17 protein-coding genes and 1 riboswitch are annotated in these 21,636 nt (G+C 68.7%); of the genes, 13 read left to right on the top strand and 4 right to left on the bottom strand.

What is annotated here, in order from left to right; genetic code table 11:
- Window positions 1-183: 183 nt before the first annotated feature.
- Window positions 184-2,448, bottom strand: coding sequence for a 5-methyltetrahydropteroyltriglutamate--homocysteine S-methyltransferase (gene metE, locus ACWF9G_RS20260; RefSeq protein WP_452517024.1), 2,265 nt, complete (start codon window positions 2,446-2,448; stop codon window positions 184-186).
- Window positions 2,449-2,591: 143 nt separating this feature from the next.
- A riboswitch (cobalamin riboswitch) is annotated at window positions 2,592-2,807 on the bottom strand.
- 259 nt (window positions 2,808-3,066) lie between these two features.
- Between metE and ACWF9G_RS20255 the strand changes: the two genes are divergently transcribed.
- Genes ACWF9G_RS20255 through coaD form a run of 3 tightly spaced genes read left to right on the top strand, consistent with a single transcriptional unit; the run spans window position 3,067 to window position 7,514 of the window.
- A complete protein-coding gene (locus ACWF9G_RS20255) occupies window positions 3,067-6,465 on the top strand; it encodes a pyruvate carboxylase (RefSeq protein ID WP_379304599.1) in 3,399 nt (1,132 codons plus the stop codon).
- Complete coding sequence (rsmD, locus tag ACWF9G_RS20250) at window positions 6,462-7,025, top strand: 16S rRNA (guanine(966)-N(2))-methyltransferase RsmD (protein WP_452517022.1); 564 nt, start codon at window positions 6,462-6,464, stop codon at window positions 7,023-7,025. Before ACWF9G_RS20255 ends, rsmD begins: the two co-directional genes overlap by 4 nt.
- A gap of 3 nt (window positions 7,026-7,028) precedes the next feature.
- The gene (coaD, locus tag ACWF9G_RS20245; RefSeq protein ID WP_189024460.1) at window positions 7,029-7,514 is read left to right on the top strand and encodes a pantetheine-phosphate adenylyltransferase; all 486 of its coding nucleotides are present in this window, start codon (window positions 7,029-7,031) and stop codon (window positions 7,512-7,514) included.
- On the opposite strand, the gene ACWF9G_RS20240 is transcribed toward coaD, so the two are convergent.
- Window positions 7,511-8,047: a GtrA family protein gene (locus tag ACWF9G_RS20240; RefSeq protein ID WP_379304604.1), complete on the bottom strand. Its 537-nt coding sequence runs from the start codon at window positions 8,045-8,047 to the stop codon at window positions 7,511-7,513. The genes coaD and ACWF9G_RS20240 overlap by 4 nt on opposite strands.
- Before the next feature lie 251 nt (window positions 8,048-8,298).
- Here ACWF9G_RS20240 and ACWF9G_RS20235 point away from each other — a divergent pair, with 251 nt between their 5' ends.
- The 10 genes from ACWF9G_RS20235 to ACWF9G_RS20190 all read left to right on the top strand — a co-directional run bounded on the left by ACWF9G_RS20235 (window position 8,299) and on the right by ACWF9G_RS20190 (window position 18,572).
- Window positions 8,299-9,072, top strand: a complete 774-nt coding sequence (locus tag ACWF9G_RS20235) for a DivIVA domain-containing protein (RefSeq protein WP_452517020.1) — start codon at window positions 8,299-8,301, stop codon at window positions 9,070-9,072.
- An 85-nt stretch (window positions 9,073-9,157) separates the two neighbouring features.
- On the top strand, window positions 9,158-9,841 hold the full coding sequence (locus ACWF9G_RS20230) for a YceD family protein (RefSeq protein WP_452517082.1): 684 nt from the start codon (window positions 9,158-9,160) through the stop codon (window positions 9,839-9,841).
- 2 nt (window positions 9,842-9,843) lie between these two features.
- Window positions 9,844-10,026 (top strand): 50S ribosomal protein L32, encoded by a 183-nt coding sequence (rpmF, locus tag ACWF9G_RS20225; protein ID WP_040708879.1) that lies wholly within the window; start codon window positions 9,844-9,846, stop codon window positions 10,024-10,026.
- A gap of 3 nt (window positions 10,027-10,029) precedes the next feature.
- On the top strand, window positions 10,030-10,764 hold the full coding sequence (rnc, locus tag ACWF9G_RS20220; RefSeq protein ID WP_189024452.1) for a ribonuclease III: 735 nt from the start codon (window positions 10,030-10,032) through the stop codon (window positions 10,762-10,764).
- A 3-nt stretch (window positions 10,765-10,767) separates the two neighbouring features.
- Window positions 10,768-11,628, top strand: coding sequence for a bifunctional DNA-formamidopyrimidine glycosylase/DNA-(apurinic or apyrimidinic site) lyase (gene mutM / locus ACWF9G_RS20215; RefSeq protein WP_379304610.1), 861 nt, complete (start codon window positions 10,768-10,770; stop codon window positions 11,626-11,628).
- 63 nt (window positions 11,629-11,691) lie between these two features.
- A complete protein-coding gene (locus ACWF9G_RS20210; RefSeq protein ID WP_452517019.1) occupies window positions 11,692-12,273 on the top strand; it encodes a dihydrofolate reductase family protein in 582 nt (193 codons plus the stop codon).
- A gap of 5 nt (window positions 12,274-12,278) precedes the next feature.
- Window positions 12,279-13,316, top strand: coding sequence for a PHP domain-containing protein (locus ACWF9G_RS20205; protein ID WP_452517018.1), 1,038 nt, complete (start codon window positions 12,279-12,281; stop codon window positions 13,314-13,316).
- 95 nt (window positions 13,317-13,411) lie between these two features.
- Window positions 13,412-14,974, top strand: a complete 1,563-nt coding sequence (locus ACWF9G_RS20200; RefSeq protein ID WP_452517016.1) for a PstS family phosphate ABC transporter substrate-binding protein — start codon at window positions 13,412-13,414, stop codon at window positions 14,972-14,974.
- 284 nt (window positions 14,975-15,258) lie between these two features.
- Window positions 15,259-16,431: a glycosyltransferase family 4 protein gene (locus ACWF9G_RS20195; protein ID WP_379304739.1), complete on the top strand. Its 1,173-nt coding sequence runs from the start codon at window positions 15,259-15,261 to the stop codon at window positions 16,429-16,431.
- Window positions 16,428-18,572, top strand: a complete 2,145-nt coding sequence (locus tag ACWF9G_RS20190) for an amylo-alpha-1,6-glucosidase (protein WP_379304618.1) — start codon at window positions 16,428-16,430, stop codon at window positions 18,570-18,572. The genes ACWF9G_RS20195 and ACWF9G_RS20190 overlap by 4 nt, the downstream gene beginning before the upstream one ends.
- A gap of 44 nt (window positions 18,573-18,616) precedes the next feature.
- Here ACWF9G_RS20190 and ACWF9G_RS20185 read toward each other — a convergent pair whose 3' ends face one another.
- Together ACWF9G_RS20185 and kdpB are read right to left on the bottom strand one after the other, a co-directional pair.
- Window positions 18,617-19,486, bottom strand: a complete 870-nt coding sequence (locus ACWF9G_RS20185; protein ID WP_452517015.1) for a potassium-transporting ATPase subunit C — start codon at window positions 19,484-19,486, stop codon at window positions 18,617-18,619.
- 1 nt (window position 19,487) lies between these two features.
- Window positions 19,488-21,635 (bottom strand): potassium-transporting ATPase subunit KdpB, encoded by a 2,148-nt coding sequence (gene kdpB / locus ACWF9G_RS20180; RefSeq protein WP_452517014.1) that lies wholly within the window; start codon window positions 21,633-21,635, stop codon window positions 19,488-19,490.
- Window position 21,636 lies beyond the last annotated feature (1 nt).

Genomic DNA, 21,636 nt, shown 5'->3' with positions numbered 1-21,636 from the left:
GCCGAGATCCTAACTCTCCGGGTTTGCAATGTTCGCTCGAAATGGCGATTGTCCTGGGAGAAGTCCAGTCCTGCAAGGGAATTTACCTGTGACTACTGGTGCGTAACGTGCGAAGGGAGACGGCGGTGGCAGGCGGGACTCGCCGCCCCGGACGGATTCGCCCCGTCCGGGGCAGCGGTCCGCTCAGCGCAGTGCGGCCGCCGCCGTCACCAGGTTGCGCAGCGACGCCTCGACCTCCGCCGGGCCACGGGTCTTGAGACCGCAGTCGGGGTTCACCCAGAGCCGTTCGGCGGGCACCGCTTTCAGCGCGGCGGCCAGCGAGGTGGTGATCTCCTCGACCGAGGGCACCCGCGGGGAGTGGATGTCGTAGACACCGGGGCCGACCCCGAGCGCGAAACCGGCCGCGTTCAGGTCGTCGAGGACCTCCATGTGCGAGCGCGCCGCCTCGATCGAGGTGACATCGGCGTCCAGGCCTGCGATCGCCGAGATCACCTCACCGAACTCCGAGTAGCACAGGTGGGTGTGCACCTGGGTGGTGTCGGCGACACCGGCGGTCGAGAGCCGGAACGAGTCCACCGACCACCGCAGGTAGGCGGGCTGATCCGCCGCGCGCAGCGGCAGCAGTTCGCGCAGGGCGGGCTCGTCGACCTGGATGATCCGGGTCCCCTGGGCTTCCAGGTCGACCGTCTCGTCGCGGATCGCCAGTGCGACCTGACGCGCCGACTCGCCCAGCGGCTGGTCGTCGCGGACGAACGACCACGCCAGGATCGTCACCGGGCCGGTGAGCATGCCCTTGACCGGCTTGCTGGTCAGCGACTGGGCGTGGCCGATCCACGACAGCGTCATCGGCTCCGGGCGCGAGACGTCGCCGAACAGGATCGGCGGACGCACGCAGCGGGTGCCGTAGGACTGCACCCAGCCGTTCTCGGTGGCGGCGAAGCCGTCGAGGAGTTCGGCGAAGTACTGCACCATGTCGTTGCGTTCGGGCTCGCCGTGTACCAGCACGTCCAAGCCCAGCTTCTCCTGCAGCGTGATCACCTCGGCGATCTCGGCCCGCATCCGGCGCACGTACTCGGCCTCGTCGATCTCGCCCTTGCGCAGCGCGGCGCGAGCCAGCCGGATCGCCGAGGTCTGCGGGTACGAGCCGATCGTGGTGGTCGGCAACAGCGGCAGATCGAGGTGATCGCGCTGCAGCGCCCGGCGCTCGTCGGCCGGGAGCCGGTTCAGATCGCCCTCGCCGAGTCCGGCCAGCCGGGCCCGCACCTGCTCGTTGTGCAGGCGGGGGTCGGTCCGGCGGGATCCGGCGGCGTCGCGGGCCGCGGCCAGCTCGGTGGCAACGGCGTCGGTGCCCGTGGTCAGGGCCGTGGCGAGGACGCGCACCTCCGCGACCTTCTCGGCGCCGAAGGCCAGCCACGACCGCAGCCGCTCGTCGAGCCCGGTCTCGGGGGTCAGCGAATACGGCACGTGCAGCAGCGAGGACGAGCTCGACACGGCCACGGAAGCGGCGCTGCCGAGCAGGGCGCCCAGCGTGCCGAGCGCGGCGTCGAGATCGGTGCGCCAGATGTTGCGTCCGTCGACGACACCGGCGACGAGCAGCTTGCCTGCCAGCGCGGGCAGCACCGCGATGTCGGCGAGCTTCGTGCCCGCGGTGAAGTCGACCGCGATGCCGTCGACGGCGGTGTCGGCGAGGGCGCCCAGTGCCGCGTCGGGATGCCCGAAGTAGGTCGCGACCAGGATCGCGGGCCGCTGCGGCACGCGCGACAGCGCGGTGTAGGTCTCGCGGACGGCGGCGAGCTCGGCCTCGGTGAGGTCGGTGACCAGCACCGGCTCGTCGATCTGCACCCACTGCGCGCCCGCGTCGGCCAGCTGGGTCAGCAGGTCGCCGTAGAGCGCGATCAGCTCGGGCAGCCGATCGAGGGCGTTGCTGTCGGCCGCCTTGGCCAGCTTCAGGAAGGTGAGCGGGCCGATCACCACCGGCCGCGCCTGCACGCCGAGTTCGATCGCCTCGGCCAGTTCGGCCAGCAGCTTCTCGGGGTGCAGGGAGAACGTGGTGGCCGCGTCGATCTCGGGCACCAGGTAGTGGTAGTTGGTGTCGAACCACTTGGTCATTTCCAGCGGGGCGACGGTGTCGGTGCCGCGCGCGGCCGCGAAGTAGCGGTCGAGCGGGTCGGCGATCGCGGCCACGCGGGGCGGTAGCGCGCCGAGCAGGACAGCGGTGTCGAGCATCTGGTCGTAGTAGGAGAAGGTGCCGACCGGCACCGAATCCAGTCCGGCCGCCTGCAATTCGGCGAACTGCGCCCGGCGCAGCTCGCGGCCGACGGCGTGCAGGTGTTCGGCATCGACGCGGCCCGCCCAGTAGGCCTCGGTGGCGCGCTTGAGTTCCCGGTTCGGGCCGACCCGTGGCAGGCCGAGAACCGTTGCGGTGAACGGAGAGTGCGAAACAGTCACGGAGATTCTCCAGTGTCGTGCAGGGAGAGCCGTCGCCTTACCGCGGGCAGCCGCCGACACCGGAGGGACCCGCCGCGAAGACGCGACAGGTCGGCACAGGTGGTCAGCGCGCCCGATCCACGAGGCGGTGGCCGCCGGATACGGCGTATCCGGCACAGTCGGCAGGTCTTCGGACTCGCTGGCACCGGTCGTGTGTTCGACCGACCTACTGGCCGTCGCTTCCCAGGCATCGTGCCCAGTGCTGTTGACGGCGGTCGTTCCTGCATACCGCTGCGGGACAGTCCCGGATTCTCACCGGGTTCCCTCTTCACCCGGCGCGCGGCGACGCGTGCCCGGGTTTCGACGCCGGCGCGGGAGGTCGGGGCTCCGACTCTTCCACCGCGCAGGCGAACCAGCTGCATCACTCAGCATAGGGCCTCGCCGGCGGTGACAGCTACCGCCCTGCCGGTGCACCCGGCGTGACCTGCGCGTTGCGGGCGCACCGCCGACCGGTCGCCGCGGTGAGATGTGACGGCCGGATGAACGCAACTTCGCAGGTGGGCGGGTGTGCGATGTGAAGATTGCTGCGAAGGCACCTTGCGTGTCGGTCGCGCGGTCACGGCCGGGTACCGTGGTCGAATGTTCTCGAAAGTCTTGGTCGCCAATCGTGGTGAGATCGCCATTCGCGCCTTCCGCGCGGCATACGAACTCGGCATCGGAACGGTCGCGGTGTTCCCCCATGAGGACCGCAACTCCGTGCACCGGCTGAAGGCGGCCGAGTCGTATCAGATCGGCGAGGAAGGGCACCCGGTCCGGGCGTACCTGTCGATCGAGGCGATCATCGACGCGGCCAAGTCGGCGGGCGCCGACGCCATCTACCCCGGTTACGGCTTCCTGTCGGAGAATCCCGATCTCGCCGCGGCCTGTGAGCGTGCGGGCATCACCTTCATCGGTCCCTCGGCCTCGGTGCTCGAGATGGCCGGTAACAAGGCCACCGCCATCGCCGCGGCCAAGGCTGCCGGGCTGCCGGTGTTGAAGTCGAGCGAGCCCAGTGCCGACATCGACGCGCTGCTGGCCGCGTCGCAGGAGTTCGAGTACCCGATCTTCGTCAAGGCTGTGGCCGGTGGTGGTGGTCGCGGTATGCGCCGGGTCGCCGCGCCGGAGCAGTTGCGCGAGTCGATCGAGGCGGCCTCGCGGGAGGCCGAGTCGGCGTTCGGTGATCCGACGGTGTTCCTCGAGCAGGCGGTGGTGAACCCGCGCCACATCGAGGTGCAGATTCTGGCCGACCAGCACGGCAATGTGATGCACCTGTTCGAACGGGACTGCTCGCTGCAGCGCCGTCATCAGAAGGTGATCGAGCTCGCGCCCGCCCCGAACCTGGATCCCGCACTGCGGGAACGCATTTGCGCCGACGCCGTGGCTTTCGCCCGCCAGATCGGGTACAGCAACGCGGGCACGGTCGAGTTCCTGCTCGACGAGCGTGGCAAGCACGTGTTCATCGAGATGAACCCGCGGATCCAGGTCGAGCACACGGTGACCGAGGAGATCACCGATGTCGACCTGGTGCAGTCGCAGCTGCGGATCGCCTCCGGCGAGACCCTCGCCGACCTCGGCCTGAGCCAGGACAAGGTGTCCATCCGTGGCGCCGCGCTGCAGTGCCGTATCACCACCGAGGATCCGGCCAACGGCTTCCGTCCCGACACCGGCCGCATCACCGCCTACCGCACCCCCGGCGGCGCGGGCATCCGTCTCGACGGCGGCGCGAACCTGGGCGCGGAGATCGGCGCCTACTTCGACTCGATGCTGGTCAAGCTGACCTGCCGTGGTCGCGACCTGCCCGCAGCGGCAGCCCGCGCCCGTCGCGCGCTGGCCGAGTTCCGTATCCGTGGCGTCACGACCAACATCCCGTTCCTGCTGTCGGTGCTCGACGATCCCGACTTCCAGGCGGGCCGGGTCACCACCTCGTTCATCGACGAGCGTCCCGAACTGCTGACCTCGCGCGGCTCGGCCGACCGTGGCACCAAGATCCTGAGCTACCTGGCCGATGTCACCGTCAACAAGCCGCACGGTGACCGCCCGACCACGGTGTACCCGTACGACAAGCTGCCCGCTGTCGATATGACGGTGGCGCCGCCGGACGGGTCGCGCCAGCGGCTGCTCACCCTCGGGCCCGAGGGGTTCGCGCGGGCGCTGCGTGAGCAGAAGGCGCTCGGCGTCACCGACACCACCTTCCGTGACGCGCACCAGTCGCTGCTGGCGACCCGCGTGCGGACCAACGGTCTGCTCGGTGTGGCCGGGCATGTCGCCCGCCTGACCCCCGAACTGCTCTCGATCGAGGCGTGGGGTGGCGCGACTTACGATGTGGCGCTGCGGTTCCTGCACGAGGACCCGTGGGAGCGGCTGGCCGCCCTGCGTGAAGCGGTGCCCAACATCTGTCTGCAGATGCTGCTGCGTGGCCGCAACACCGTCGGCTACACGCCGTACCCGGAGCAGGTCACCCGCTCGTTCGTGTCCGAGGCCGCGACGACCGGTATCGATATCTTCCGTATCTTCGACGCGCTCAACAATGTCGACCAGATGCGCCCCGCGATCGACGCCGTGCGCGAAACCGGTACGGCCATCGCCGAAGTCGCGCTGTCCTACACCGGTGACCTGCTGGATCCGAACGAGACGCTCTACACCCTCGACTACTACCTGAAGCTGGCCGAGCAGATCGTCGACGCCGGCGCGCATGTGCTCGCCATCAAGGACATGGCGGGCCTGCTGCGCGCTCCCGCCGCGGCGAAGCTGGTCACCGCGCTGCGCAGCAACTTCGACCTGCCGGTGCACGTGCACACCCACGACACTCCCGGCGGTCAGCTCGCCACCTACCTGGCGGCATGGCAGGCCGGTGCGGACGCGGTCGACGGTGCGTCCGCGGCGATGGCGGGCACCACCTCGCAGCCCGCTCTGTCGGCGATCGTGGCCGCGGCCGCGCACACCGAGCGTGATACCGGGTTGAACCTGCAGAACGTGTGCGATCTCGAGCCGTACTGGGAGGCGCTGCGCAAGGTGTACGCGCCGTTCGAGTCGGGTCTGCCCGCGCCGACCGGTCGCGTGTACACCCACGAGATCCCGGGTGGTCAGCTGTCGAACCTGCGCCAGCAGGCGATCGCGTTGGGCCTGGGCGACCGGTTCGAGGAAGTCGAAGCCAAGTACGCCGCCGCCGACCGCCTGCTGGGTCGTCTGGTCAAGGTGACCCCGTCGTCGAAGGTCGTCGGTGATCTGGCGTTGGCGCTGGTCGGTACCGGTGTCGATATCGAGGACTTCTCCGCCGATCCGGGCCGCTACGACATTCCGGATTCGGTGATCGGTTTCCTGCGCGGTGAACTCGGCACCCCGGCCGGTGGCTGGCCGGAGCCGTTCCGCAGCAAGGCCCTGGCCGGACGCAACGAACCCAAGCCGGAGACCCCGCTGACCCCGGCGGATCAGAAGGGCCTCGACGGTTCCTCGCAGGAACGTCGCGACACCCTCAACCGCCTGCTGTTCCCCGGCCCGACCTCCGAATTCCAGGCGCATCGAGAGAAGTACGGCGACACCACCGGTCTGTCGGAGAACCAGTTCTTCTACGGTCTGCGCCGCGGCGAGGAACACCGCGTGCAGCTGGAGAAGGGCGTCACCCTGCTCATCGGCCTCGAGGCGATCTCCGAGCCGGACGAGAAGGGCATGCGCACCGTCATGTGCATCATGAACGGGCAGCTGCGCCCGATCGCGGTGCGCGACAGGTCCATCGCCTCGGAGGTTCCGGCCGCGGAGAAGGCGGACAAGAACAACCCGGGCCACATCGCCGCACCGTTCGCCGGTGTCGTCACTCTGGCGGTGTCCGAGGGCGACGAGATCCACGCGGGCGACACCGTCGGCACCATCGAGGCCATGAAGATGGAAGCGGCCATCACCGCGCCGCGCGGCGGCATCGTCGGCCGGATCGCGACCGCGAAGGTGCAGCAGGTCGAGGGCGGCGATCTGCTGGTGGAACTGGCTGCGCGCGAGTCGGAATGACGCGCATCGTCGCGGGCACGGCAGGCGGGCGGCGGCTGAAGGTGCCGCCCGCCGGTACCAGGCCCACCTCGGACCGGGTGCGGGAAGCCCTGTTCAGCGCCATCGACGCGCGCCTCGACCTCGACGGTGCCCGGGTCGTCGACCTGTACGCGGGGTCGGGCGCGCTCGGTCTCGAGGCGCTGTCGCGTGGCGCCGCGCACGCTCTGCTGATCGAGGCCGACCGCAAGGCGGCCGCGATCGTGCGCGCCAATATCGCCGAGCTCGGCCTGCCCGGTGCCGAACTGCGCCTCGGCACGGTCGCCTCGGTGCTGGCGCACCCAGCGCCCGCCGCCTACGACCTGGTCCTGTCGGACCCGCCATACGACGTGAGCACCGAGGACGTGCTCGCCGACCTCACCGCGCTGGCGGCCAACGGCTGGCTCGCACCGGACGCGCTGGTGATCGTCGAGCGATCCATTCGCTCACCCGAAATCGCCTGGCCCACAGGCTATGCGCCGCTGAAGCCGCGCAAATACGGGGAGACCAGAATCGAGCTCGCCGAATTCGGTGCTAGCGTCTGACCCATGGCTGCAGCACTGTGCCCCGGCTCCTTCGACCCGGTCACCAACGGTCACCTCGACGTGTTCACCCGCGCGGCCGCGCAGTTCGACGAGGTGATCATCACCGTCAATGTGAACCCCAAGAAACAGGGCATGTTCACCGTCGAGGAGCGCATGGAACTGCTGCGCGAATCGGTCGCCCACCTGCCCAACGTGCGTGTCGCGTCCTGGCAGGGCCTGACGGTCGACTTCGCCAAGCAGGAGGGCGTCACCGCGATCGTCAAGGGCCTGCGCGACGCGGGCGACTTCGGCTACGAACTCCAGATGGCCCAGATGAACCACAAGCTGGCCGGCGTCGACACCTTCTTCATCGCCACCAACCCGTCGCTGAGCTTCCTGTCCAGCTCACTGGTCAAGGAAGTCGCGGCCCTCGGCGGCGACGTCAGCGACATGCTGCCCCCCGCCGTGCACAAGCGCCTGCTCGACCGCCTGGCCGAACGTCGCGCCTAGAAGACCCAGCCGCGCAGGGCGAGAAAACGCATTCCGCCGACCGCCGCGGTGATGGCCAGGACCGCCAGCGCCTGGACGCTGTCGCCCAGGCCGGGGGCCCACACGCCCAGTGCGGCAAGGCCCGCCGTCGTGATGCCCAAACCGAGCAGCGCGAGCCCGCCGCCCTCCCATTGCGCGGTGAACCAGGTGACGCGGTCGGCGGCGTGGAAGGTGAGCTGGCGATGCAGTTCGTTGGCGATGACCGTGCTGACGACCGAGCCGGCCACATTGGCGATCAGCGGTCCGACGCCGTGCATGGCGAAGAACAGCAGCACGTAGGCGACATTGCTGAATCCGCCGACCAGGGCGAAGCGGATGAGCTGGGGAAGCGCGCGGTCACCGCGCAGGTAGACCAGCGCCCGGTCGACCTGCGGACGCAGCGTGGGCGCCGGCTCGCTCGCCACGGGCACGGACACGGGGTACGGACCGATCCAGGGAGTGAACATGCCCGCGACATGCGACACCGCGCTTCGCGGTGTTTCCAGAACGGTCATGATCGACTCCGATCGCAATGAACGAGCGTCGAGGAGTACAACAGGTGAAAACGTGCAGTGCTTCCCGGCGGAGGGCGTTGTCGTGCCTCCCGATGGTAGCGGAAGTGGAGGGGTTCACTCCACTTGATATCTGTGCGATCTAGGACACTGTCGCGACACACCGCGACGACATTCGGAACACGCGCCGCAGGCAGGCAGACTGGGCCACGGCGGTAGTGGTTGCGCCGTTAGTCGGCAGGAGGGTAGTGAGCATGTATCGCGTATTCGAAGCACTCGACGAGCTGGTCGCCATCGTCGAAGAGGCGCGCGGCATCCCGCCGACCCGCAGTTGCATCGTGCCCCGCGGCGATGTCCTCGAACTGCTCGACGACGTCCGCGACGCCCTGCCCGGTGAGCTCGACGACGCCCAGGACGTCCTCGACCACCGCGACAAGATCGTCGGCGACGCCCGCACCGGTGCCGAGGCCACGGTGACCTCCGCCAACGAACAGGCGAGCACCACCATCGAGAAGGCACGCGCCGAGGCCGACCGCATCCTCGCCGACGCCAAGGCGCACGCCGACCGGATGGTCGCCGAGGCGACAACGCACGCCGACCGCCTGGTCGCGACCGCGCAGGCCGAGGCCGATCAGGTGATCGCCGACGGCAACGCCGAATACGACGAGCTCACCGGCCGCGCCCAGATCGACGCCGACCGGGCGATCCAGGCGGGCAAGGACTCCTACGAGCGCTCGGTCGCCGACGGCAAGGCCGAACAGGCCAGGCTGGTCGCCCAGACCGAGGTCGTGCGGGCCGCGCACGCCGAGTCGGCGCGCCTGATCGACGGCGCCCAGGGCGAGGCCGACCGGGTCCGCGCCGAATGCGACGACTACGTCGACGAGCAGATGGCCGATTTCGACGGCAAGCTCGCCGCGCTCGGGGAGACGCTGGCCACCGCCCGCCGCACGATCACCCGCGGCCGCCAGCACATGCGCGGCGGTCCGGCGCCCGAATATCCCGAATACGCCGCCGACCACCGGCGCTGAGCGCGTCCGCGTTTTGAGTTCCGACGGGGTCCTGCCGTACTGTTGAGTGGTTGCCCAAATCCCCTCAGAAGTAAGTGAGTCAGTGATGCCCGCCGCTTCCGGTTCGCCGTCGCGTCCGCACAAGACCAGTGGTCCTGTGTCCGACGCGGGCTTCGTGCTGGATGTCCGCAGTCTCGGCCGTCGGCCGGGAACCATGCGGGAGCTGCGTCGCACCGTCACCGACCATGAGCGGCTGGGTCTTGACCTGATCGCCATCCCGGCCGACGCCGCGGTGGAACTCGATCTGCAGCTGCAGGCGGTCTCGGAAGGCGTGCTGGTCACCGGCACGGCGTCCGGTCCGACGGTCGGGGAGTGCTCGCGCTGCCTCGAACCGTTCGACGACCAGGTGGAGATTCGTCTGACGGAGCTGTTCGCGTATCCGGACAGCACCACCGAACAGACGACCGAGGACGACGAGGTCTACCGCATGGAAGACGACCTCATCGATCTCGAGCCGGTGATCCTCGACGCCATCGGCCTGGAGCTTCCGCTGCAGCCGCTGTGCACCCCGGACTGCGCGGGCCTGTGCCCCGAGTGCGGTGTGCGGATGGCGATTGCGGGTCCTGATCATGGGCATGAGATACTGGACCCTCGCTGGGCCAAGTTGGCGGGTTTCGCCGCAGAGGCGCCCGGCACCGGCGACCCCGCTGAGGGTTCCACCACCCCAGACCGATCCGCTCCCGTGGCAAACGATGCCGACGTGGTCAGCGAAAACACAGAGGAGAAGTAGCCGTGGCTGTTCCCAAGCGCCGGATGTCCCGTTCCAACACCCGGTCGCGGCGCAGCCAGTGGAAGGCCACCGCGCCGACCCTGGTCACCTGCCCGAACCGTGCCTGCGGTGAGAAGACCCTCCCGCACATCGCGTGCCCGTCCTGCGGCACCTACAAGGGCCGCCAGGTCACCTCTGCTGTCTGATTCGTGACAGCCAGCAAAGACACAGCGGGTTCGGCCGATCACGCCAGCCTGCTCACCGCCCTCGGTGTCGACGTACGACCGGAGCTGCTGCGCCTCGCGCTGACGCACCGGTCGTACGCGTACGAGAACGGCGGCCTGCCGACCAACGAGCGCCTCGAGTTCCTCGGCGACTCGGTGCTCGGCCTCAGCATCACCGAGCGCCTCTACACCGAGCACCCCGAGAAGTCCGAGGGTGAGCTCGCGAAGCTGCGCGCCAGTGTGGTGAACATGCACGCGCTCGCCGAGGTGGCGCGTGGTCTCGGCGACGGCGGACTCGGTCAGTACCTGCTGCTCGGCAAGGGCGAAGAGCTCACCGGCGGCCGCGACAAGCCGAGCATCCTCGCCGACGGCATGGAGTCCCTGCTCGGCGCGGTGCATCTCGAGCACGGCATCGAAGTGGCCCGTGGCGTCGTGCTTCGCCTGTTCGCCGAACTGCTCGAGCGCGGCCCACGCATGGGTGCAGGCCTCGACTGGAAGACCAGCCTGCAGGAGCTCACCGCCGAACGCGGACTCGGTGTGCCCAGCTACGAGATCACCTCCACCGGCCCTGACCACAACAAGGAGTTCACCGCCACCACGGTGATCGCCGGTCGTCCGTACGGTCAGGGTGTCGGCCGCTCCAAGAAGGAAGCCGAGCAGAAGGCCGCAGGCACCGCCTACAAGGCACTCACCGACGAATCCGTCGCCGACGAGATCTGACCTGTGCCCGAACTGCCCGAAGTCGAGGTGGTACGGCGCGGTCTGGCCGAGCACGCGGTCGGTCGTGTCATCGATTCCGTCACCGTCACCCACCCGCGAGCAGTGCGCAGGCACATCGCGGGTGGTGTCGATTTGGCGGCCCGTCTCACCGGGCTGAAGATCGAGAGCGCGCAGCGTCGCGGCAAGTACCTGTGGCTCACCTTCGACGAACCCGATACCGCGCTGGTCGTCCATCTGGGGATGAGCGGTCAGATGCTGGTGCAGCCCGCGGGCGCCCCCGTCGAGAAGCACGCGCACATTCGCGCCGCCCTCGGTGACGGCAGCGAGCTGCGGTTCGTCGATCAGCGCACCTTCGGCGGCTGGGCGCTGGCCGACCTCGTCGAGGTCGACGGCACCGTCGTCCCGGACACGGTCGCCCACATCGCCCGTGATCCGCTGGATCCGCGCTTCGACCGCGAAGCCGTCGTCGCGAAGATCCGCGCCAAGAACACCGAGATCAAGCGGGTGCTGCTCGACCAGACCGTCGTGTCGGGTATCGGCAACATCTACGCCGACGAGGCGCTGTGGCGGGCCGGGCTGCACGGCACCCGGATCGCCGCCGACCTCACCCGGCCGGTGGTGCGCATCCTGCTCGACAGTGTCACCGCGGTGATGAACGAGGCGCTGGCCGTCGGCGGCACCTCCTTCGATGCGCTGTATGTGAACGTGAACGGCGAGTCGGGCTATTTCTCCCGGTCGCTGGCCGCCTACGGGCGGGTGGACGAGCCGTGCGATCGCTGTGGCACGCTGCTGATCCGCGAGCAATTCATGAATCGTTCGTCGTTTTCCTGCCCGAAGTGTCAGCGGAAGCCTCGCCGCCGCTGATCCGGGCGCGCTACGGTTTCTCCTGACAGGTCGTTTCGGACCGGGTCCGTGCAGGAGGACGTTATGCGCAAGCTGACCTATTTCGTGGCATCGACGATCGACGGGTTCATCGCCGCCGAGGACGGGACACTGGACTTCTTCCCGGTGGGCGGCGACCACGGGCCATCGATCACCTCGCAGTACCCCGAGACCCTGCCGACCAAGGTGCGCGAGTCGCGCGGCATCGCGGCGGGCAACGTGTACTTCGACACCGTGATCATGGGCCGCAAGACCCATGACTTCGGGGTGCGCACCGGCACCGCCAGCCCGTACGAGCACCTGCGGCAGTTCGTGGTGTCCACGACGCTGCCCGAGTCGCCAGCGCCAGGGGTCGAGCTGATCACGGCCGATCCGGTCGCCGCCGTCCGGGAGCTGAAACGCGAAGCGGGACTCGGCATCTGGCTGTGTGGCGGCGGTGAGCTGGCGCAGGCGCTGCTGCCCGAGATCGACCAGGTGTTCCTCAAACTGCATCCGGTGGTGCTCGGCACCGGTCGCCCGCTGTTCGGCGGCGGCGCAAAACTGCCCGCGCCGGAACGGTTCCGGGTGATCACCAGCCGCGTGTACGCCGACGGCGTCGCGTTCCTGAAGTACGGCCGGATCAAGTAGCGCACGTGACGTCGGCGGCGAGCCCCGGACCCGTAGCGGCCCTGCGCGAGATCGCGTTCTGGCTCGAACGCGATCGGGCGCAGACCTATCGGGTGAAGGCTTACCGCCGCGCCGCCGATGTCGTCGCCGGGCTGACCGAGGCCGAGCGGGCCGCGCGCGCGAGCGCGCACAGCTGGCACGAGCTGCCCGGCATCGGTCCCAAGACCGCGGCCGTCATCGAACAGGCCTGGACCGGTGCGGTTCCCGACTACCTGGCCGACCTGCGCAAGGCCGCCGCGCCGATCGGTTCGTCGGGCGATCCGCTGCGCGCGCAGCTGCGCGGTGACCTGCACACCCATTCGGACTGGTCCGACGGCGGCAGTCCGATCGCGGAGATGATGGGCGTCGCGGCCGCGCTCGGCCACGAATACTGTGCGCTGACCGATCATTCGCCGCGCCTGACCGTCGCGAACGGCCTGTCCGCGGACCGTCTGCTCCGTCAGCTCGACGTGGTCGCCGAACTCAACGAGCAACTCGCGCCCTTCCGGATCCTCACCGGCATCGAGGTCGACATCCTCGACGACGGCACCCTCGACCAGCGCGCCGATCTGCTCGAACGCCTGGATGTCGTTGTCGCCAGCGTGCATTCGCATCTGCGCGCCGACAGTGCCACCATGACCAAACGCATGGTCTACGCCGTCGCGAATCCGAATGTCGATGTCCTCGGCCACTGCACCGGCCGCCTGGTCACCGGCGGCCGCGGCACCCGCCCCGAATCCAGTTTCGACGCCGAACTCGTCTTCGAGGCCTGCCGCAAGTACGGCACCGCCGTCGAGATCAACTGCCGCCCCGAACGCCGCGACCCGCCCGGGCGCCTCATCGACCTGGCCGTCGACATCGGCTGCTACTTCAGCATCGACACCGACGCGCACGCCCCCGGCCAATTGGCCTGGCAGGGTTACGGATGCGAGCGGGCGGTAGCCTACGGCGTCGAGGCCGAGACAGTGATCAACACCTGGCCGCTCGCGCGGCTGCTGGCGTGGACGACGGAATCCGGTGGGTGAAGAGTTGCCCAACAGCTGATGTCGTTCGGCTGGTCGGATCATTCGCCTGGTAGACATACGAGAACGTAGCGCCGGGGTGGATGAGTGGGGACGCGGTGGGCGAGTTTCCGATCGAGATAGTGCTCTCGGTCATCGGTATCGTGGTGGCCCTCGCGGCGTTTCTGCGGGAGTACGTGCTCGTCGGCAGCAGGCGGCTCGGATACCGGGTGCAGATGGATACGCCGGTCACCGGTGAGATCGAGTTCCCCGCGCCGGGCGGACCCACCGATCCCGATGTCACCGGGGCGCTGCGCAATCTGCGGACGACCGTGGCAGGTAACACGGAGTGGGAGCTCAAGAACCTCTCGCTCGTGCTGGTGCGGATCGAGAACAGCGGGTCGCTGCGCATAGATGACGGCGATTACACGATGAACATGGAGGGGAACGACAAAGTCGGTCTCCAGGTGAGATTTCCCGGCCGCGAGGTGATCGGCCTGGCTGTCACCGAAATCAACGGGGTGCCGCACCCCAATCTGGGGCACAATTCGGGCATCGCGTGGCGCAAGCAGGGAACGGCGACGCCCGCGCAGGACCAGCCTGTCACCCTGGTCGGCATCGTGGATCTGCCGAAGGTGACGCTCGAGCGGGGCCACCACTACAAGGTCCTGGCGGTCCTGAACCGGCCGAACGACAAGGCTGAGACCCCGGAGCCCACGGTGTCCGGCGGTATCAAGGGCGGCCGGGTGGAGCCGACGAAGAGCAACGCGCGTCCGCCCTGGATCCTGATGGCGCTGAGCCTGTTCCTGCTCGTCCTGGTCGTGATCCAGTTGGTGGTCGCCGTGGTGCAACCTGATCCGGCACCGCGTGACTGCGCCGCGGGCGAGCTCACCGTCGTCGGGTCGACGGCGATGGCGCCGATGATCCGCAAGGCCGCGCAGAACTACGAGAAGACCTGCACCGGTGCGCGATTCACCTTCGACTTCGCCGGGACCGAACCCGGACTGCGCGCCCTGACCAAGGCCGGTCCGACACCGGGGATGCTCGCCATCGGCGACGGCACCAAAGGCACCTCGTTCGCCGCGCTCACCGAACTGCCCCTGGCGCGGGCCTCGTTCTCGATGGTGCTGCATCCCGGCGTCGGACTGAAAGACCTGTCCATCCAGCAGATCCGGGACCTGTATCGGGGGAACATCAGGAACTGGAACCAGATCGGCGGACCCGATCTCCCGGTGGTGCTGATCGACCGGACCGCGGGCTCGGGGACGCGCCGCGCGCTGGAGTCGAGACTGCTCGAGGACAACCGCAAGGTGTTCCGCTACACCAGTTGCGTCGGAATGGCCTCGGGTGGCGAGCAGTGCGAGGTCGACGTCACCGAGGAAGTGGCTACGTTCGTTGCCAAAATCCCTGGTGCGGTGGGTTATCTGGAAACCTCGGCGGTCGGCGGTGAGGTCGCGGCCGTCACGATCGACGGGGTGGGCCCCACGCCCGACACGATCCGTTCCGGTGCCTACCGCTTCACCGGTGTCGAGTACGCCTACACTCATGGACCGGTCGCCGGTGATTCGCTGGTGGCCCAGTTCCTGGACTATCTGACGCGGGGTAAGGCCAGGCTTACCATGACCGAGTTCGGCAACATCCCATGTGTCGATCCGGTCGAACCGAAATTCTGTACGCCGTAGACCGCCTCTGACGGCGTAATCTCCTGTCGCGGCACGGAATCGCCGATGCGAAAACCCAGCAAACCACTGGTTTACTCGCCGGTAGCGGGGTACGTTCCTCTACGGCCCCTCTGTTCAGGCGGGCACCCACGTGGTGCGCTCCACGTCTGACCAGGCCAACCATGCCCCATGGACGGCGGTGAAGCTCTCGTCTCCACCCCCGCCGAGGCGGCCATCTCTTGTTCGCGCAAGTGTTGCGAGGTTGTGTCCCTGGAAGGAAGGTCATGAGTGCAGATACGTCGGCAATGTCGCCGACCGGGTTCTCCACGTCCGATCTCTACGCGATCGAGCACAACGGCGGCCCACTGCGGATCGCGATGGTGGTTCCACCGTATTTCGATGTGCCTCCCAAGGCGTACGGCGGCGTCGAGGCCGTCGTAGCCGATCTGGTCGATTCGCTCTGTGAGCGCGGCCATCACGTCACCCTGTTCGGTGCGGGCGAGCCGGGTACCAAGGCGAATTTCGTCCCGCTGTGGGACCGGATCGTCCCGGAACGACTCGGTGATCCGTTCCCCGAGGTGGTGCACGCCCTGCGGGTGCGCCGCGCGATCGAGCGCCTGGCCGAGACCGAAGGTATCGACCTGGTCCACGATCACACCTTCGCGGGCCCGCTGAACGCGCCCGCCTACGCCAATCTCGGCCTGCCGACCTTGGTCACCGTGCACGGTCCCGTGCAGGACGAGTGCTACGACTACTACCGCGAACTGGGCGAGGAATGCTCGCTCGTCGCGATCAGTGACAGGCAGCGCGAACTCGCGCCCGATCTGCCGTGGGTAGGACGCGTGCACAACGCACTGCGGCCGGATCTGTGGCCGTTCCAGACCGAGAAGCAGGACTACGCGCTGTTCCTCGGCCGCTTCCACATGGACAAGGGCCCGCATCTGGCGCTCGACGCCGCCCACGCGGCCGGAATCCCGCTCATCCTGGCGGGCAAGTGTTCCGAGCCGCATGAGAAGGCCTACTTCGAGGAGTACGTGCGCCCGCGGCTGACCGACGACGATCATGTATTCGGTCTCGCCGACGCGACGGCCAAGCGTAAACTGTTGTCCGGAGCACGGTGTCTGCTGTTCCCCATTTGCTGGGAGGAGCCGTTCGGCATGGTGATGATCGAGGCAATGGTCTGCGGAACGCCGGTGGTCGCGTTGCGCGGCGGCGCGGTGGCCGAGGTGCTGGTCGACGGCGTCACCGGACGCATCTGTGAGGAGCCGGACGAGTTGCCCGGCGCCATCGCGGAAGTCGCGACGTTCGATCCGGCGGACTGCCGGGCGCACGTCGAGGCGAATTTCGGCGCCGACACCCTCGGCGGTGGCTACGAGCAGGTGTACCGGCAATTGTTGGCCCGCACCGCGATCGGGTACGGCAGCGCGTTCGACGCGATGCCGATGCCGTTCGGGGCGGCGGTCAGCGGGCGCGTATGAGCCTGAACAGCGCGTCGCCGCCGAGCCCGCTCAACGCGGGGGAACCCGCGGGGCTCGGCGGCAACGGCGGCAACGTCACCCTCGTCGAAGGCGGCACGTTCTGCCTGTCGGACCGGCTCGGCGACATCGAGCCGGGCAAGCCGCAGGGCCTGTTCTTCCGTGACGCCAGGGTGATTTCGCGCTGGGAGCTGATGATCGACGGCAGACGGCCCGAACCGCTGTCTGTGCTGAGCCCGGAGGCCTTCGCGGCACGGTTCGTGCAGCGAAGGCCGCCGCAGCAGGGCAGGGCCGACAGCACCCTGCTCGTCGTGCGCGATCGCCTCGTCGCCGAAGGCATGCACGAGCTCATCACGCTGGAGAATATGAGCCGCGAGGCCACCGCGGTAGTGATCGAACTGCACGTCGACGCCGATTTCGTCGACCTGTTCTCGGTGAAGGAAGGCCGGATGAACGGCCACCGGGCGGAGATGACGACCGCCGACGGCGAGCTGCTGCTGCACGACCGGGCCGACCTGTCGCGCGGGCTCGCGCTCACCTCGACCGTCGAGCCGATGGTGCTGAACGGCACCATGATCTGGCGCGTCGTCGTCCCCGCGGGCGGACGCTGGCAGACCGAGATCACCGCCCAGCCCGCGGGCGCCGCGCAGCGCCCGCAGACCCAGGGCACCCCGGGCGAGCGGTACCGGGCCAGCGAGCCGGTGCGCAAGATCCAGGCGTGGCGGGCCACCGCCACCGACATCGCCGCCGATTCCGGACTGCTCAACCAGATACTGCGGCGCAGCGAAAGTGATTTGGGCGCCTTGCAGATCCAGCCCGACTCGGGCACCGGCAGGCCGTTCGTCGCGGCGGGCGCACCCTGGTTCATGACACTGTTCGGCCGGGACTCCCTGCTCACGGCATGGATGTCGCTGCCGCTGGAAACCGATCTCGCCCTCGGCACGCTGCAGCAGCTGGCCGAATTGCAGGGCCAGACGGTCGATCCGCTGGTGGAGGAGGAACCGGGCCGGATCATGCACGAGATGCGGCGCGGTCCCGCGGTCGGGCAGGTACTGGGCGGCCAGATCTACTACGGAACCGTCGACGCCACACCGCTGTTCGTGATGCTGCTCGCCGAATGCCTGCGCTGGGGCGCCGAACCGGCCTCCATCGCGACCTTGCTGCCCGCGGCGGACGCGGCGATCGGCTGGATCACCGACTTCGGTGACCGCGACGACGACGGTTTCGTCGAATACGTGCGCGCCACCGATCGCGGTCTGATCAACCAGGGCTGGAAGGACAGCTTCGACGGGATCAACGACGCCGCAGGACATATCGCGCAGGCGCCGATCGCGCTGTGCGAGGTGCAGGGGTATGTGTACGCGGCGTACCTGGCCAGGGCCGAGCTGGCCGACGCGTTCGACGATCCCGCGCTGGCCGGTCGAATGCGCGAACGCGCGGCCGATCTGCGGACCAAGTTCGCGGAGCAGTTCTGGCTACCCCAGTGCGGCTGGTACGCCGTGGCATTGGACGGCAGCAAGCGGCAGGTCGACGCGTTGACCAGCAATGCCGCGCACTGTCTCTGGTCGGGCATCGCCACCGACGAGCACGCCGAGCTCCTGATCGAGAACCTGGCCAAGGCGGAGATGGATTCCGGCTTCGGCCTGCGTACCCTGGCGTCGAACATGGGCGCCTACAACCCGATGAGCTATCACAGCGGGTCGGTGTGGCCGCACGACACGGCGATCGCGGTCGCCGGGCTCATGCGGTACCAGCACGTGCCGGGCGCGGTGGAACTGGCGACCAAGCTCTCGGCCGGTCTGCTCGACGCCGCTGCCGCGTTCGACGGCAGGCTGCCCGAGTTGTTCTGCGGTTTCCCGCGGACCCGCTTCGCGGCGCCGGTGCCCTATCCCACCTCGTGTTCGCCGCAGGCGTGGGCGAGTGCGGCGCCGTTGCTGCTGGTGCGCTCGTTCCTCGGGCTCGACCCCGACGTGCCCGCCCGGACCCTGACCTTGCGGCCGCAGGTGCCGCCGTCCTGGGGATGCGTGCGGATGTCGGAGTTCCGGCTCGGCGAGGTCACCGTCGATATCGAGGTCTGCGGGTCCGCGGTCACCGTGACGGGTCTGCCCGAGGGCTGGGCGCTGATCACCGACGAGGACGAGTAGCGCGTCAGGGCCGGATCCGTGGGATCCGGCCCTGATCGCAGTATTCAGCCCTGGAACGGGAAGCGTTCGTCCAGTGCGAGATTGAGCTCGAGAACGTTCACCCGCGGCTCACCGAGGAAACCGAGCGTGCGCCCGTCGGTGTGCGCGTCCAGCACCGCGCGAACCTGGTCCGCGGTGATGCCGCGCGCCTTCGCCACCCGCTCGACCTGGATGGCCGCGTACTCGGGGGAGATGTGCGGGTCGAGGCCGCTGCCGCTGGCCGTGACCGCGTCGGCGGGCACCGCGGCGTCGGCGGGGGCATCACCGAGGATCGGGATGATCCGGCCGGTCGAGTAGTCTCCGCCCTCCTGTGCGCACTCCACGGCGACGCCGCGGAACGTGGCGAGGAACGGCCGCGCCGGGCAGAGCTCGTTGACGCTGACCACCTGCGCCGGCCGCGACACGTCGCCGTCGGTGTCACGCGGGCCGATCACCGAGAGAACCGCGCCCACACCGTCTTTCGTGCAGAACTGGCGGGCGCCGTCGACCCCCTCACGGTCGCCGACCTCCTTGGAGCGGCTGCACACGGTGGTGAGCAGGCTGGGGCGGGCGGCGGTGTCGACGATGTCCTCCGGGCCCAGATTGCTCGCCGCGGTGGACAGCGGATCGTAGCCGTCGCCCGCGGCCGACGGGCGGCTCTGGAAGTACTGCACCATGGCCTCGCCGTCGGCGTCGGTGAACGACTGCCCGATCAGGCTGGAGCCCACCAGCTTTCCGTCGCGCTCGAGGAGCGAGCCGTCGGCCTTGTCGTTCAGTCCGGGCAGTTGCGCGACCGCGAAAACCGCGACGGGGTACACGATTCCGGTGATCACCGTCAGCACGAGCAGGGCGCGCAGGGCGGCCAGGTGCTGGCGGATCCAGGTTGACATACGCATTTCAGGACATCCCGGGGAGGAGTTGGACGAGCAGGTCGATGATCTTGATGCCGATGAACGGCGCGATGATGCCGCCCAGGCCGTAGATCGTCAGGTTGCGGCTCAACAGCTTCGAGGCATTGCTCGGCCGGTAGTTGACACCGCGCAGCGCCAGCGGGATGAGCGCCACGATGATGATCGCGTTGAAGATGACCGCCGACAGGATCGCCGACTGCGGGCTGGCCAGGCGCATGATGTTGAGCGCGTCCAGGCCGGGGAACAGCGCGACGAACAACGCGGGAATGATCGCGAAGTACTTGGCGATGTCGTTGGCGATGGAGAACGTGGTGAGCGCGCCACGGGTGATCAGCAGTTGCTTGCCGATCTCGACGATCTCGATCAGCTTGGTCGGGTCCGAATCCAGATCGACCATATTGCCCGCCTCTTTGGCGGCCGAGGTGCCGGTGTTCATCGCCACGCCCACGTCGGCCTGGGCCAGGGCGGGGGCGTCGTTGGTGCCGTCACCGGTCATGGCGACCAGGCGGCCGCCGTCCTGTTCGGACTTGATCAGGGCGAGCTTGTCCTCCGGCGTCGCCTCGGCGAGGAAGTCGTCCACGCCCGCTTCGTCGGCGATCGCTTTGGCGGTCAACGGGTTGTCGCCGGTGATCATCACCGTGCGGATGCCCATGCGGCGCATCTCGTCGAAGCGTTCCCGCATGCCCTGTTTGACGACGTCCTTGAGATGGATGACGCCGAGCAGCCGCGGGGTGCCGTCCTTGACCTCGCCGACCATCAGCGGCGTGCCGCCCGAGGCCGAGATGCCGTCGACGATCGCCGTGGCATCGCCGGGGACCGAACCACCCTGGGCCCGAACCCATTCGATCACCGCACCCGCTGCCCCCTTGCGCAGCTGGTGCCCGTCGGCGAGGGTGACACCCGACATGCGGGTCTGCGCGGTGAACTCCACCCAGGTGGCACCGGGCAGCTCGCCGGCGGAACGTTCCCGCTTGTTGAACGTCTGCTTGGCGAACACGACGATCGACCGCCCCTCCGGCGTCTCGTCGGCCAGGCTCGACAGCTGCGCGGCGTCGGCGAGCTCGTCGTCGAGAATGCCTGGCATCGGGACGAATTCGGCCGCCTGCCGGTTGCCGAGGGTGATGGTGCCGGTCTTGTCGAGCAGCAGCGTGTTCACATCACCGGCGGCTTCCACCGCGCGACCCGACATGGCCAGCACATTGCGCTGCACGAGGCGGTCCATGCCTGCGATGCCGATGGCCGAGAGCAGCGCGCCGATGGTGGTCGGGATGAGGCAGACCAGCAGCGAGACCATCACGATGCCGGTGATGCCGTGCGCGTCCAGCGCCGAAGTGTCCGGCACGCCGGGGTTGTTCGACTTGGCGAAGATCGCGAGGGGCTGCAGCGTGGTGACCGCGAAGACGAAGATGATCGTGAGCGCGGCCAGCAGGATGTTGAGCGCGATCTCGTTCGGTGTCTTCTGGCGGCTGGCGCCCTCGACGAGCGCGATCATCTTGTCGATGAAGCTGGCGCCGGGCTCCTGGGTGATCTTGACGACGATCCGGTCCGAGAGCACGGTGGTGCCGCCGGTGACGGCCGACCGATCGCCGCCGGATTCGCGGATGACCGGGGCGGATTCGCCGGTGATGGCCGATTCGTCCACCGAGGCGATGCCTTCGACGACATCGCCGTCACCGGGGATGACCTGGCCTGCCTCGACGACGACGTGGTCACCGCGGCGCAGTTCGGTCGCGGCGACCCGTTCCTCGATGATGCGGCCGCTGGGAGTCCAGTCGGCCAAGCGGCGAGCGACGGTGTCGGTCTTGGCCTTTCGCAGGGTGTCGGCCTGGGCTTTACCACGCCCTTCGGCGACGGCCTCGGCCAGGTTGGCGAATACCACTGTCAGCCACAGCCACACCACGATCGCCCAGGCGAAGAAGCTCGGATCGGCGATGGCGAGAATGGTCGACCACACCGCGCCGATCTCGACGATCAGCATCACGGGGTTCTTCCACAGCGTGCGCGGATCGAGTTTGCGCAGGGCGCCGGGCAGCGAAGTGAGCAGCAGCTTCGGCTCGAGGACGCCCTTCTGGACACCCTTGGTGCGGTGCTCGGGCCGCGGCGCGGCCGGTGTTTCGAGGGTGGGACTTGTCATC

The sequence above is a fragment of the Nocardia sp. NPDC055029 genome (assembly GCF_053608525.1).
Note: the sequence above shows the minus strand (reverse complement) of the source record. Positions and strands in the feature narration are given on the sequence as shown.